The organism is Pedobacter roseus, from assembly GCF_014395225.1.
Lineage (GTDB): Bacteria > Bacteroidota > Bacteroidia > Sphingobacteriales > Sphingobacteriaceae > Pedobacter > Pedobacter roseus.
In genome coordinates this window covers 3,488,870-3,503,512 of the sequence record NZ_CP060723.1, presented here as the reverse complement: position 1 = coordinate 3,503,512, position 14,643 = coordinate 3,488,870, and the positions used below count along the sequence as shown (strand labels likewise).

Annotated in this window: 11 protein-coding genes; 4 read left to right on the top strand and 7 right to left on the bottom strand. The window is 39.3% G+C overall.

Features of this window, described 5'->3' with window-relative positions; all coding sequences use genetic code 11:
- Positions 1-236: 236 nt before the first annotated feature.
- Positions 237-959: a class I SAM-dependent methyltransferase gene (locus H9L23_RS14575; RefSeq protein ID WP_187591101.1), complete on the bottom strand. Its 723-nt coding sequence runs from the start codon at positions 957-959 to the stop codon at positions 237-239.
- 90 nt (positions 960-1,049) lie between these two features.
- Between H9L23_RS14575 and H9L23_RS14570 the strand changes: the two genes are divergently transcribed.
- From H9L23_RS14570 to H9L23_RS14555, 4 genes are all read left to right on the top strand, one after another.
- Positions 1,050-1,937, top strand: a complete 888-nt coding sequence (locus H9L23_RS14570; protein WP_187591100.1) for a LysR family transcriptional regulator — start codon at positions 1,050-1,052, stop codon at positions 1,935-1,937.
- A gap of 275 nt (positions 1,938-2,212) precedes the next feature.
- Entirely contained in the window at positions 2,213-2,620 is a 408-nt protein-coding gene (locus H9L23_RS14565) for a DUF805 domain-containing protein (protein WP_187591099.1), read from the top strand.
- Positions 2,621-2,840: 220 nt separating this feature from the next.
- The gene (locus H9L23_RS14560) at positions 2,841-3,128 is read left to right on the top strand and encodes a hypothetical protein (protein WP_187591098.1); all 288 of its coding nucleotides are present in this window, start codon (positions 2,841-2,843) and stop codon (positions 3,126-3,128) included.
- Positions 3,129-3,488: 360 nt separating this feature from the next.
- Entirely contained in the window at positions 3,489-4,490 is a 1,002-nt protein-coding gene (locus H9L23_RS14555) for a bestrophin family protein (RefSeq protein ID WP_246474956.1), read from the top strand.
- Between the two features lie 112 nt (positions 4,491-4,602).
- Here the strand turns inward: H9L23_RS14555 and H9L23_RS14550 are convergent, their stop codons facing one another.
- From H9L23_RS14550 to H9L23_RS14525, 6 genes are all read right to left on the bottom strand, one after another.
- Positions 4,603-6,078, bottom strand: a complete 1,476-nt coding sequence (locus H9L23_RS14550; RefSeq protein WP_187591096.1) for a redoxin domain-containing protein — start codon at positions 6,076-6,078, stop codon at positions 4,603-4,605.
- A 28-nt stretch (positions 6,079-6,106) separates the two neighbouring features.
- Complete coding sequence (locus H9L23_RS14545) at positions 6,107-7,486, bottom strand: RagB/SusD family nutrient uptake outer membrane protein (RefSeq protein ID WP_187591095.1); 1,380 nt, start codon at positions 7,484-7,486, stop codon at positions 6,107-6,109.
- 11 nt (positions 7,487-7,497) lie between these two features.
- On the bottom strand, positions 7,498-10,887 hold the full coding sequence (locus H9L23_RS14540; RefSeq protein WP_187591094.1) for a TonB-dependent receptor: 3,390 nt from the start codon (positions 10,885-10,887) through the stop codon (positions 7,498-7,500).
- Positions 10,888-11,064: 177 nt separating this feature from the next.
- Positions 11,065-12,087, bottom strand: coding sequence for a FecR family protein (locus H9L23_RS14535; protein WP_187591093.1), 1,023 nt, complete (start codon positions 12,085-12,087; stop codon positions 11,065-11,067).
- A 93-nt stretch (positions 12,088-12,180) separates the two neighbouring features.
- Positions 12,181-12,744, bottom strand: a complete 564-nt coding sequence (locus H9L23_RS14530) for an RNA polymerase sigma factor (protein WP_187591092.1) — start codon at positions 12,742-12,744, stop codon at positions 12,181-12,183.
- Between the two features lie 240 nt (positions 12,745-12,984).
- Positions 12,985-14,640 carry a protein-disulfide reductase DsbD family protein gene (locus H9L23_RS14525; protein ID WP_187591091.1) on the bottom strand — a complete coding sequence of 552 codons (1,656 nt, stop codon included), beginning with the start codon at positions 14,638-14,640 and terminating at the stop codon, positions 12,985-12,987.
- Between the last annotated feature and the right edge of the window lie 3 nt (positions 14,641-14,643).

Below are 14,643 nucleotides of genomic sequence, written 5' to 3'. Positions count from 1 at the left end.
CAATTTGTATAACAATACCCTTTCTCATAAATGATTGCTTGAATGTATTAACTGATAAATGTTAACGTGAATATAACACGTTTGTTACATTAAAGCAATAATTTATTGCTGGTTTAAATTTTCTTCATAATTAATTCATGTCCCGTGGCAGAAAGGTGTAAAAAAAGCATATATAAGGATTAGGATTCTTTAATTTATCAAAGATATTCTTTTGCCGTGAGCGCGTTAATCACCTATTATTTTACCGCACCAAAGGCTGCGAAATACGAATTTTTATGCAGGATCTCCGTCACCTTAAACCCTACTTTTTGCAACAGCGCCAACTGATAATTTAAAGAGCGTGGGGTATCCTCATAAGCAATGTAATCGAATACCTTTTGTTTATATTCAGGGCCGCCAAGTGTTTCTAAATAGGCACCGTAATGATCCTGAAAAAGCTGGTCAATCAAATGCGAATCATGTGCTATCAGGTCCGAAATCCAGATGCTTCCCCCAGGTTTTAAAGCCTTATAAACCTTTGTAAATACAAGTTCCCAATCTGCATCCGTACGTAAATGATGAAAAGTTGCGGCAGCAAGTACAATATCAAAATGATTGCCAGGAAGATCGAGGTTGCGCATATCATCCTGTATAATCGTTATTTCTCCGTTGGTTTGTGCCGAAACGCGCTCTTTTGCACGCTCAAGCATCGGCAAGCTAAGATCATTTAAAGTGCAGTTAAGGTCTGGAATCTTGCTCAACATTTTTAAAGTATAATTACCTGCTCCACAACCAATATCCAACAGTTCTTTGGCACCCGGATTAATGTATCCGGCTGCGCCCGTACAAAGTTCCATGGTTAGGGGTGCATCAATAGTGGTCTGCTGACCGCTTTCGAGGTTAGAAAAACGTTCTACATCATGATCGAACCTGGTCTTAATTTCTTCATTCGTTGCTTTCTGCGAATAATCTGTATCCATATTTTATTTTTTTGATAAAGTTAAGCTTGTTAATCATATTTGTAAAATATCAATATTTGCATAAATTGATACTTATTAAGTATTATAAATATGGAACTCCGTCATCTTTTATATTTCAAAACGGTTGCAGAAGAACTTCATTTTACAAGGGCTGCAAACAGGTTATTTATTTCGCAGCCGCCTTTAAGCCGGCAGATTAAAGAACTGGAAGAAGAACTTCAGGTACAGTTATTTAAACGGAGCAACAAACAGGTAACCTTAACCAATGCCGGGAAATACTTTATGGCTGAGGTGGATGCTTTATTTGCCAGGCTCGAAGAAAGCAAGGAACTGGTGCGTAAAATACATACTGGTGTAAGTGGCGAACTGAAAATCGGTTACATCAGTTCTGTTTACCAATCGCACCTTGCCGAAATTTTAAAATCAATGCAAAAAGAATTCCCTTATCTAAAAACCAGTTTGTTCGAAGTACCCACACTTACACAGATCAAGGAACTGGAGGAGGGGAGACTTGATGTTGGCATTTTACGGGCACCCGTATTATCTGAAAAATTAAAAGTAGAATCTTTGTTTTTTGATCCCTTTGTGGTGGTCATTCCCTTAACGGATCAGGAGTTTTTGAGTGAAGAAGCATTTGTCAATTTTTTAAAAACCAGCCCTTTTATCTTCTTTAATAAGGATTTCGCCCCGCAGTACAATCAAAAACTAATCGAAATCTGCCAAAGAATGGGCTTTACACCCGATATTACCCATGAAGCCAATAATGTGCATTCCATTTTGCAACTGGTAGAAGCAGGGTTGGGCGTATCTATTTTGCCTTCATCCTTAAAAAATCAATATGCGCAATTGAAGGTAGCTTATATCACGCTTGATGATATTCCTGTGGATACGGAAGTTGTGCTGGCTTATAAAGAATCGAATCAAAACCCTGCATTGGAATGGTTTATTAGTCATTACAGGGATAACCAGAGGTTTTAGTTTATCCATGATGACACTAATTCCGTCATTTTACTTTGATTTGTCGCCACCTATGGTGGGAAGGTTTCAAAGTAGGTTTGATTTGCCGCCACCTATGGTGGGATGGTTTCAAAGTAGGTTTGATTTGTTGCCACCCATGGAGGGAAGCTTTCAAAGTAACTTTGTTTGGTCGCCACCTATAGCGGGAAGGTTTCAAAGTAAATTACCGCTTCGAAATGAAAAAATATTCCTATTTTCAACCTGATTTTAAATTATAAAAAATAAACGCTTCTCTAATGTTTAATGACCCTTTTTCATTTTATGGCAGGATTCGCCGTACCGAATATGCCCTGACAATCATCATCTATTACATTTTTTACTTTTTTGTAATGGTTTTCCAGAACAATGCTACATTCGGCGATTGGATTGGCATCATCTTACTTTTACCCATCTACTTGGTGATCTCCCAGGGAGCAAAACGTTGCCATGATCTGGGTAAATCAGGTTGGTGGCAATTGGTTCCTTTTTATGGTTTCGCGATGTTATTTTCTTCTGGTGATTATGGTCCGAATGAATATGGCGATAATCCCAAAGGTGAGGGGAATGAAAGTTATGATGAATTTGGCTACGATGTTAAAACCGGTAAAATGATGGATGTTAATGGCAATGCAAGCCAGCTGGGAGAAGAGATTAAAGCAGAATAGGATTTATATACTGAGTCTTCATCCCGAATAAGGTGTTACTTGTAGCGATTTTATTAGAGAGGTCGTCATCCGATAGCTATCGGATCTCGCGCAGGCGGTAATCTTAAAGCTATTGCTGCGTGGTTCCCAATCAACCCGAGAACTATCGGGTTGGGAATTACGATTTCCTGCGCTTGTATCACTTGATTCACAAATCCCAATCTCTTAATTTAGCGCTTCCATGAAAAATATAGCAGAATTTAAAGCATCGTTTGATGCACCGCATCCTGATAACAATCTTTCGGTTCAATTGAAAGCGCTTTGGTATGATGGCAAAGGAGATTGGCACAAAGCCCACCAACAGGTTGATCATTTAAACGACAGGGCCTCTGCGCAAGTTCATGCCTATCTTCACCGCAAAGAAGGTGACCTCTGGAACGCTGGCTACTGGTACAACAGGGCAGAAGAGCAAATGCCTAAATTCACACTCGAAGAGGAATGGGAAAAACTGGTATTAAAATTTTTGTAGTTCAAAATTATTCTTCTTCTTGTGTTATTGGTTTTCCTAAATAAAACTTCCTAATACCCTAAAAACCGGGTATTAAATCTTCTGAAAGGCTTTTTTATTCATCTTTAAGTGTTTTACTGTAGTACAAAAGATCTTTATGGAGCGATTTACAGTATTTATAGCAGATTTATGCCTGCTTAACTATTCTCTATTTCGTTAAAACACGATTGACCTACCTTTAGTACTGCAAATATTCGGATAAAAATGAACGCGGATTCACGGCCTGTAAAAAGCTTTGGATACGATTCTTACCTATTTGAAGAAAAAGAAAGGAGTCGGTAGATTATGTACATTAATAAAAACTTTAATTTTCGTAGATTGATGGAATTCGCCGGCCGGCACCTGATTTGGCTGGCTTTGTGGTCGGGCATTGCCGTTTTTGTTTATAAATACCTGAATATAAAATGGGTGGCTATTCCATTATCATCAGTAGCCATTATAGGTACTGCGGTTGCATTTTATATTGGCTTCAAGAATAACCAGGCTTACGACCGGCTTTGGGAGGCGCGTAAAATATGGGGATCTATTGTGAACGGCAGCAGGGCATGGGGTACAAACCTTCGGGCTTATGTTGGCAACCAGTTCCGTAAGGAAGCACTATCAGAACCTGAGATAAACGATATCGTAAAAACGCTTGTTTACCGCCACATCGCCTGGCTTTACGAATTACGTAGCGAGCTGCTGGCGCCAACTTCCTGGGAACATATCAATCAGAGTGTGCAAATAGCTAAGCTTACCAGGCGGAGGATACAGAATCATGGTATTGGTTTATTGGAGGGAGAGTATGATCAAAGCCAGTTAAGCAGGCACCTGCAGGCCGGCGAGTATGTCGATCTAATTAAATATACGAATATAGCCACACAGATTATAGACAGGCAGTCTCAGCAGCTGAAACAGTTAAGAGCGCAGGATCTGATTGATGATTTTCGCCATGTAGAGTTGCAAAAAATCCTGAACGATTTTTTTGAGCAGCAGGGCAAGGCCGAGCGCATTAAAAAATTTCCGCTGCCCCGTCAGTACGGAACTGCAAGTTTGCTGTTTCTCTCTATTTTTATTTTTCTATTGCCTTTTGGTTTGGTAGCAGAGTTTGATAGGCTGGGTGCCTACGGAACCTGGCTGGCTGTACCGGTAATTACCCTGATTGGCTGGCTTTTTGTAATGATGGAGCTGGTGGGTGACTATTCAGAAAATCCGTTTGAAGGACTTCCCAATGATATTCCAATGCTTTCATTGTGCCGAACCATCGAAATAGACTTAAAGGAAATGATCAGAGACGAGGATATACCATTGCCCATTAAGCCCAAAAAAGGAGTATTGATGTAAATGTGGATTTGGATTAAAGCGATCAATTTGCTCCGTCCCTTCAAAATAGAAAATCGCATTTAGCTAACTTAATTTATAGCTAAATGCGATTAAAAAAAAATGTAGCCTGGTATTATCCTTTTCTGGCCATATCAATCATCATCGATATTTCATCTACAGCAGCTTCGTTACTGCCATCGAAACCCATTAAATTGAATCTGATATTTCCCTGGGGATCAATCACAAATTTTGATGGGATTCCATTCACTTTATAATCACTCACTACTTTGTTTATTTTCGTTTCAGGATCTTTGGTATCCATTAACACTTCGAATTTGTAATTTTGAGATTTGATATAATCACCCGCATCCTGGATTGGTGAAGCCGTTTTTTCCCAGGTGTGAATAAACAGGAATTTTACCGTTGGATCATCTTTATATTTATTTACAGCCATTTGCATCGCAGGGAAAGAAGCTTTGCACGGACCACACCAGGTTGCCCAGAAGTCCAGGATTACCGTTTTTCCTTTTAAGCTGCTTAACGTAACCTGTTTGCCATCCAGATCGGTTAAAGTGAAATCTATGGCTGGTTTTTTAACCATTTCTTTATTTAATTTTTGCTGAAGATTGGCGATGATACCTTTTCTGATTTCGGCAGCATATTGGTCGAAACCGGCATCGCTGCCTTTCAGCTTTATGTAAAGTGTTTTAAAAGCCGCACTCATTTCATCATTGGCCTTGCCCGATTTTACGGCTTCTTCCAGTTTGGCATAAGCTTCCTGGTTTCTGTTTAAGGCCATCAAAATTTTGGCATATTGGAAATTAGACCTTGGCGATGCAGTTTTTGGATTAGTAGAGGCTAGTTCTGCGTACTTTAGAGCCTCGTTATAGTTTTTTTGTTCGAAAAGAACACCTGCATACGTCATGGTTAAACCTGGATAGCCCGAGGCCGCAAATTTTGAGGAGTTTTCATTTGGTAATTTCCCGTCGTAATAAACCTTGGCAACTTCCATTGCTTTTTTATAGTAAACAGAAGCGTTTTTCAGATCTCCATTTTTATAAAAAGTTTCTGCCAGACCGCCATAACCACTGCCTTTCCAAAAATCTACCTGAAGTTTGTTCGCATATTCAATGGCCTTTGCGGTATTTTTTTTCTCGGCATATCCAATTGCAATTGAACTTACAACATAATCATAAACAATTAAATCCTCACCGCCATCTTTATTTGGTGGAAATTTTTTAACCCATTCCTGATATGCTTTTTCTTTTTCCTCAACAGTTTTGAGCGGATAAATTTCATCATTGGCCGCTTTACTTCTTGCCCTTGATCCACTTGGGAATTTTACAACTTCATTTTCCAATAAAGAATCGGTCGCCTTTTGGTTTTTTAAGCGGTAGTAGTAGTTAATGGCAATATCCATTTCCTTTTCACTATTCGAAGCAGCAAGCGTTTTAAGTTTTGCATTTAAGAGTTCCTTGTCTGTAGGATTTGTTGATGCAATTAATTTATCCAGATATAATCTGGTGGTATCTGCCGGTTTGGTTTGTGCCATTAATTGCCCTGATGCTACAATCAGTGCAAATGTTCCGATAATTTGTAATGCTTTCATTTTATGTAATTAAGTTTTGGTCGGCTAATTAATTATAGCCCGGGTTTTGTGTCAGATTGGTATTGATAATGATTTGGGCCTGTGGAACCGGATATAAAGCCGAAGTTGTTTTCCAGGTAGTCGGTCTTAAAGCACCGAGAACTGCATTGGCGCGATCCGTTCTTTTTAAATCGAACCAGCGGTGTCCCCATTCGCCGAATAATTCTACCTTCCGTTCCTGTTCTACAGCACTTAACATTTGTGGCTGTGTTAAAGTTGCACTCACGCCTGCTAAGCCAGCACGGGTTCTCACGGCATCTAAATCCGTTTTTGCACCGGTAAGGTTGTTTTGTTGTGCCCTTGCTTCGGCACGGATTAAATATTGTTCTGCAAATCTTAAAGCCACATTGTACTCATTCCCGGTTCCTGACGATACTTTGTACTTCGCAATGCCATAATAAGTTTTGCCGGCAATGGTTTTAGGCGTTACCCAGTTTGTTCTCCGTAAATCGGTAGTGCTTTCGAAGCTTAAATAAGTGGCATCGGCCAAAGAGTAATTTGGAACAACAGTGGCTAAGGTAACGTAAGCGGCCCCAGGTACTGAAACACCTGTAGCATTGGCAATTTGCCAGATAATTTCATTGCTGTTATTTACAAAATTCAAATCGGGACCTGGCAGGCTGTAAGTAGCTGAAGCAATTACCGAAGTTGCTTGTGCTTCGGCATTCACATAATCTTTTTGATAAAGATAAACACGGGCTAAAAGGGCTGATGCCGCATATTTGTTTACCCTGCCCCTAAATGTGCCTACATAAGCGGTTGGTAAAGCTGCCTGTGCTTCGGTTAAATCTTTCACAATTTGTGCATATACCTGTGCAACCGGTGTACGGGGTAGGACTGCGTTTTCAAAGGCCGAATAATCATCTTTCAAGGGCAAAGGTACATCACCGAAAAGATTGACCAGGTGGAAATAAAAAAATGCCCGCAGAAACTTGGCCTCACCCAACAGTTGAGATTTTGTAGCTGGCGTTAAGGAGTTGGATGCGGTAATACCGCTAATGGCATTATTGGTATTTTTGATCAATGGATAAATGTTCGACCATGTTGTGCCGACAAAACCATTGGTATTTAAAAGGGAATTTTTAGCAAACTCCTGAACACTGGCATCCGTACCATTGTATTGAAGATCATCTCCCGAAATGCCAGGATAAAATGTAGCATGGGTTAAAAAACCGTTTATACCTGCTGATGCGAGCGAATATATGCCCATTACTACACTTTGTGCAGAAGCATCAGTTTTAAAGGCGTCTTCAAATAATACCTGGGTAGGAGGGGCTCCTAATTCTACAAATTTTGAGCAGGAGGAAACAGTTAAAACTGTTCCGATAATCAATGTTTTATAAATGAAATTTTGATATGCTTTTTTCATGATTTTTTTGATTAGAATGAACAGTTAACACCGAAAACAATTGTTCTTAATGGAGGTAAAACCTGACCAAGCGTTCCGGTACCTAAGCCCGGAGGACCGCCCTGAATGGTGGTTTCGGTATCCAATGTGTATTTGTTTTTGGCCCAGGTATATAAGTTCTGTCCTTGAACAAAAATACTTGCATTAGATATTTTTACATGTTTAAGCCATTCTTGTGGCAGGGTATAAGACAAGTTAACCGATCTTAATTTCAAATAGGAAGCATCGCCGTAAATGGCATCAGATGATGTATAGTTGTTGTACGAAGTATAGATGGCTGAGCCCGCAGTTGCAGTTGCCCCCGGAATATCCGAAGAGGTATTTGTTGGTGTCCATCGTCCGAGCCAGAAATCATTTTGGTTAAACAGTACACCAGGACGAGTATTTAATATCTGGGTTACACCAAAACGATGGTTAAACTGAAAGAAAATCCCCAGTTCAAAACCCTTGTAGCTAAACGTATTGTTAAAACCACCAAAAAACGGCGTTCCCAAATCTGCTACATAACGGTCGTTGGCATTAATTATACCATTGCCATCCCTGTCTTCAAACATCGCCGTTCCATTTGTTGGATTAACACCCAGATAGTGGTAAAGACGGATGAGGTTGATTGATTCTCCAATTACGTAAGTAGAAGCAGAAAAGGATTTATCCAGGTTAGGGAAATCGACTAACTTATTGGTTGTGAACGTAAAATTTACCGATGTTTTCCAGCTAAAATCCTTGCTGTTTATGTTGGTTGTATTTAATTCAAACTCTAAACCTTTATTCTGAATAACGGCTGGTAGATTTAGCGTATAACTATTATAACCACTTTGGAAAGCGATCGCATTTGAAGTAATCTGGTCGGAAGATCTGTTTCTAAAGTAGTTTGCTGTAAATGAGATGCGGTCTTTTAAAAAGCCTAAATCAATTGCGAAATCTAACTTTTTGGTTGTTTCCCACTGGATGGATTCATTCGGAAGGGTAAAAACATTTGTTGCCGCATTACCCAGGTAAGCTGTTGTAGAAGAGTACAATGGCAGGTAAATGTAATTTGATATCTGATCATTACCAGTTGTTCCGTAGCTTCCTCTTAATTTACCAAAACTCAGGAAGGGGAGATTGTCTTTAACAAAATCTTCATTCGAAAATACCCAAGCAGCACCAACTGCACCAAAATTCCCGAATCGGTTCGCCGGACCAAATCTTGATGAACCATCTCTTCTAAAAGTGGCATTGATCAGGTATTTTTCATTCCAGTCATAGTTTAACTTTGCAAAAACAGCGTTGTATTTATATTTAACAATATTGTTGTAATTAACAGTAGTAGTACCTGCCGCACCCAATGTTCCTAAAAGCGCTTCGTTGCTATAGTTTGAGCCAAAAAGAGATAATCCGTTAGAGGTGTTTTGTTGAAAACTCGTACCAATTAATGCAGTTAAATCTCCCTGACCGATTTTTTTAACATAATCCAATGTTGGCTCAATAATCCAGTTTTGGGCATTTAAATTCGTAAAAGTGGCCGAGCTGGTAGGGTTGTTTGCGGGGTTTTGAGATGAGGCTGGCGTTGTAGCAACCTGGTCGAGCCGCGTATTGGTATATCCAAAATTGGCTTTTGCATTTAAACCCGGTAAAATGGTATATTTTAAGTTTGCATTCGCAATTAAATTATTGGTTACCCCGCTATATCTTCTTAATAAACTTGCTAATGGATTTGTAAAACCGTTAGCCCAAAATAACTTTCCTGCTGCATCATATAATGGCAAATTTGGAGGTAAATTATAGGCTGAAGAAACATCTGAGGTTGGAATATTTGTATTATCGTTTGTATAACTTGCCGAAAATGAAACCGTAAATTTCTTATTTGGGGAAGTGTGGTCTAAATTAAGTCTGGTCGAAAAACGTTTGTCACTATTATCACCCAGGAAAACGGTACTCTCTCTGCGATAGGCCGAATTAAAGAAAAAGCGGGTCTGATCATTACCTCCCGACATTGAGCCCTGGATTTCGTTTACATGCCCCCTGTTTCCGATCAGCAACTTTTGGAAATCTGTCCCGTTGTTTTGATCCCAAACCGTTAAATCGGGTGCAGTAGTAGTATTTGGCGTAACACCATCGTTCTGGAATGCTTCTTTTCTTAAAGCCAGATACTGTTGAAGATCTAGCGTAGGGATAAAGCGGTTAACTTCTGTAAAACCAGTGTTCAGGTTCAGGCCAATTTTAACTTTTCCTGATTTACCTTTTTTAGTAGTAATTAATACAACACCGTTTGCGCCACGCGAACCATAAATTGCTGTTGCATCAGCATCTTTCAAAATATCTATACGCTCAATATCAGATGGATTAATCATTCCAAAAGGACTGATTCCCCCACTCGCACCAGATGTTCCGAAAGCATTTAAGTTATCAGTTGCTGGTGAGCCTCCGTTAAAATTGGTAAAAGGAACACCATCAATTACATATAAAGGAATCCCACCTGAAGATAAGGAGTTTTGCCCGCGGATCTGTACCTGGATCGCTCCACCGGGTACACCATTGTTTTGCGCAATCAATACACCCGACATCCTGCCCGATAAGGCCGCTAATGGGTTGCCTACAGGTTGTTTTTCGATTTCTTTCGCGGTAATTGAGGCTACAGAACCGGTGCTGGTTTTCCGGGTAGTAGTACCGTAACCTATAATCTGCACTTCGTTTAAACTACCAGCTTCGGGTACTAAAGCTATTTTAAGCGCCGGGGTTTTGTCGTCAACTGCAATTTCTCTGGTTACATAACCAATGTAGCTGAAAATAATGGTGATGCCATTTACGCTGGGCACGGTAATGCCAAAATGCCCGTACTGATCAGACGCAGTGCTGAACATTTTATCGCCCTTAATCCGGATAGATACGCCCGGAAGCGGATTGCCGATCTCATCAGTTACCATTCCGGTTAAACGGATATCTTTCGCAGTTTCGGCTGCGGTTGGTAAAGACTGTTTTGAAATCAGGATTTTATTGTCTACCTGAATAAAAGTGAGTCCCGTTCCCTTTAAAATAATGTCTAAAGTTTCTTTAACGGTTCTTTCGCTAAGAGGAAGATTTACGGTTTTAAGGTTCTTGAGTTCATTGTTGCGGTATAAAAATCTGAACTGGCTGTTTTGTTCGATTTTTTTGATCGCTGATGCTATCGTTTCATCATGTACTTCTAAAGAAATTTTCACCTGTTGTGCCGATTGAGCTTTTAAATCAATTGCAAATAAACATTGTAGAGAGGCGGATAATACGATAGCAATAATTAAGCTGATACGCATAAGCTGACGAATTAAATATCGTGTGTGGGATGATGCAGTGAAGAAAACATATTTCTTCCTGCCCTCTGCCGATTGTGCAGAAAAATACATAATTTTAAATGTTTTAAATGAATCCTAGAAAATTGTTTAAACACGTTGATACAGTTAGCGCTGTATCAACAGCCTACTCCTTGTTTAGCGACAAGGAGTTTTTTTATTCATTTAAATCCGCAGCTGGTAATTTTTTTTCATGTTGTTTGGTTTAGTTGGTTAATTGATTACTTCGTGTTATTCACATCCTCCGCCTTTGATGGTTATTCCGCCGGTGTTGGTTTGGTATTGTGCATTGTTATAGGAGCAGATGATTTTAAGGATCTCCTCAAGCGATTCTCCTTTTAAAAAGGTTGCCGTAAACCTGCATTTTTTTGCCAGGTCGTTACTGAAAGTAATAGGGGTGTTAAATTTTTTTGAAAGCACCTGTGCTGCCTCTTCCATTGAAATATCGTCGAAAAAAAGATCGCTTTCCTGCCATTGTACAATGTTTTTGGCAATAACTTTTGTAAGGTTCGATTTTTTGTAATCCTTATTGAAAACGAACTGCTGGTTGGGTGTTAAAATGCCGAGTGTGGCGTTACTATTCAATACACCTACTTTTCCCCGGGTTACCGTAACCTCTATGTTTTTGTCGGTATCGTAAGCTTTTATATTAAATGCAGTGCCTAAAACAGTTGTTCTGAGTTTGCCGGTATAAACGGTAAAAGTTTTTTTGTCATCATGTTTAATATCGAAATATCCCTCTCCAACTAAGGTAACGGCCCTTTTTGCCCCAAAAACTTTAGGATAAACCAATGAACTGTTATTGTTTAAAATAACAGTACTGCCATCGGGTAGGGTTATTTTTTGGTGTTCCTTATAGGTTTTGGCCGTGATCGATTCTACGGCATGTTCAATCGGATTTACAGCCACATCATTATTGGCAAATTCTACCTGTTTTTGTGACCGCTCATTTATTAAAAGTGCAGCAAGCCCGATAACGAAAATTGCGGCGGCCCAACCTAACCATCGCAGCGTTAGTTCAGGCTTTTTTACAGGCCTCACATTTGAGGAAAAAACTTTATCCAATATAGCCTCCGCCTTGTTTTTATTCATTTCAATTTCTTCACTTTTGTTCCAGAAATTATCCATGATGATATCCAGCACATCCGAATCATCCGAATTTTTTACGATATCCATAAATTCCTGTAATTCTGCCGGAGTACAGGTTTTATTAACATATTGCTGAAATAAATAGGCTGATCTATCTTGTTCCATTTTGTTTGGTTTTAAGCGTCATCAGTAGATGATCTGAACGCTTTATATAAACATGACAAGTGGAATCGGGAAAGGAGGTAGTGAAAAATGAAATTATTTTAAAAAAAATAACAAAAGAGGTGCAGCTATTACCTCATCGTGGGTTGAAAGGTAGTTTTTAATCGCTTTTACAGCATCTCTTAGGTGTGTTTTTACAGTTGAAGGGGAGATATTGAGTTGATTTGCGACATCTTTTTGTTTTAATCCTTCAATATTGCACAAATTATAGACTAATTTTTGTTGCGGAGGGAGTTTTTCGATGGCGGCATCTAGTAATTTTTTGGTTTCGCGGAATTGAATTGCATTTTCTGTGCTAAGATCAATTTCTGTAGCGCCTAAATTTGCAATTTGATGGCTTTTATGTGTTAATGCGATTTTTTTTAATGCGTTAAGCGTTTCATTTTTAACGATTGTTCTCAAGAAACCGCCAAAATTATCAATGTTGGTTAAAGTCTGTCTTTTGATCCAGAGTTTTATAAAAACATCCTGAACTATTTCTTCTGAGGAAGTATCGACTTGAAGGATGGCATAAGCATAACCATACACTTTATTCCTGTAGAAATTAAAAAGACTGCCGAAAGCCTGTTGATCTCCATTGGCAATTTTTGCCAGGATCAACTTTTCGTCCGCCAGTTCCTTTTGCATAGGGCTAATATATCAATTAAACTTAATTTATGTACTTAATTATACAATTTGAGAGGTGTTTTTACATCTTTTGTGAATATTTTAATATTGTTTTATACATGACAATATTAATTGAACGATTTGCAAAAAGGGCAGACCATCCGATACTGCCCTCTAGTCATCATTATCTAAAACTAAATCAAACAGCCTTCTACAACTGTTTGGTATTTTCTTCTATTTAAAAGCTGTTAATCCGCTTTCCAGGAATTTTTTGTAATTGGCAACCTCATAGTCTGCCCCCTGCGGAGCTACTATAATCGTTTCATCTTTCGGGTCGAGCAATACATAAAAAGGCTGGGAGTTGGATTGAAATTTTCTAGCCTGTAAATCGCTCCATTTTTTGCCTATTGTATTTAACTTTTTGCCTTCGGGTGTAGTTACCACATCTTCAGGTGCTAATTCAGATTTATCATCAACATACAGTTGAATAAGTATATAATCCTGATTGATCATTTTATAAACTTCCTTATCTGGCCAAACTGTTGCTTCCATTTTTCTGCAGTTTACACAGGCATGTCCGGTAAAATCGATCAGTACTGGTTTGTTGAGTTTTTTGGCCTGCTCAATGCCTTCCTGATAATCAAAATAGGCATTCAGCTTTAATGGGGCATGAAATTTATCGGCATATTTATGTGTTTGTGTGCTTTGGTTATTATTTCCCCCGGTAATACTGGCTGTGTAAAGGTCGAAATCTTGAGTGTCCTGTGGCGGAAGAAATGCAGAAACCGACTTTAAGGGCGCTCCCCACATGCCCGGAATCAGGTATATCGTGAAAGCCAGAATAACGATCGCCATAAAAAGCCTGGGTACCGGAATAAATGCCAGCGGACTATCATGAGAAAACTTTAGCTTTCCAAGTAAATAAATACCCATTAAACCAAAAATGATGATCCAGAGCGCTAAAAACAATTCACGGTCAAACCATTCCCAGTGATAAGCCAGATCTACATTGCTTAAAAATTTTAATGCAAAGGCAAGTTCCAGGAAGCCAAGTACAACCTTTACGCTGTTTAACCAGCCACCAGATTTCGGCAGTTTGTTCATTGCCGATGGAAAAAGTGCAAATAGTGCAAATGGAATTGCCAGGGCAAGTGAAAAGGCAAACATGCCAACTGCCGGCCCTAACAGTGCACCTGTTGTGGCAGCCTGTACCAATAATGTTCCGATAATGGGACCTGTGCAGGAAAAGGAAACCAGGGCAAGCGTTCCTGCCATGAAGAATAATCCTGCTAAACCACCTTTATCTGAGTTGGCATCCATCTTGTTTACCCATGAAGAAGGTAGGGTAATTTCGAATGCACCAAGAAACGACGCGGCAAAAACAACCAGTAAAATAAAGAACAAAAAGTTGAAAATACCATTGGTAGATAAACTGTTCAGCGCATCGGCACCAAAGATGACGGTGACTAAAAGGCCAAGAACAACATAGATCAGTATGATAAAAAATCCGTAAAGTGCTGCTCTTCTAAAGGCGCTGCTTTTTGCAGATCCTTTGGTGAAATAACTTACCGTTAAGGGCAGCATTGGGAATATGCAGGGCATTAACAGTGCGGCTAAGCCCCCAATAAATCCAGCTAAAAATATGCCCCATAGTGTTTTTTGTTCCTCCTTTTTGGTTTTCGTTAAAGCAACTTTATTTTGTTTTGTAGTTTTAACCGAAGCTACAGATTGAACTGAAGGTTCTGCTTTTTGGATGCTGCTATCGGGCGCATCCATTTTTATTTCAGTAAATTGAAGATCGTCTGTTGAGGTACTGTTTTGTGCATATCCAATAATGGATAAGGTGCTGATCAATAAAATTGTCAGGGTGAATCTTTTAAAAAACTTCATCAG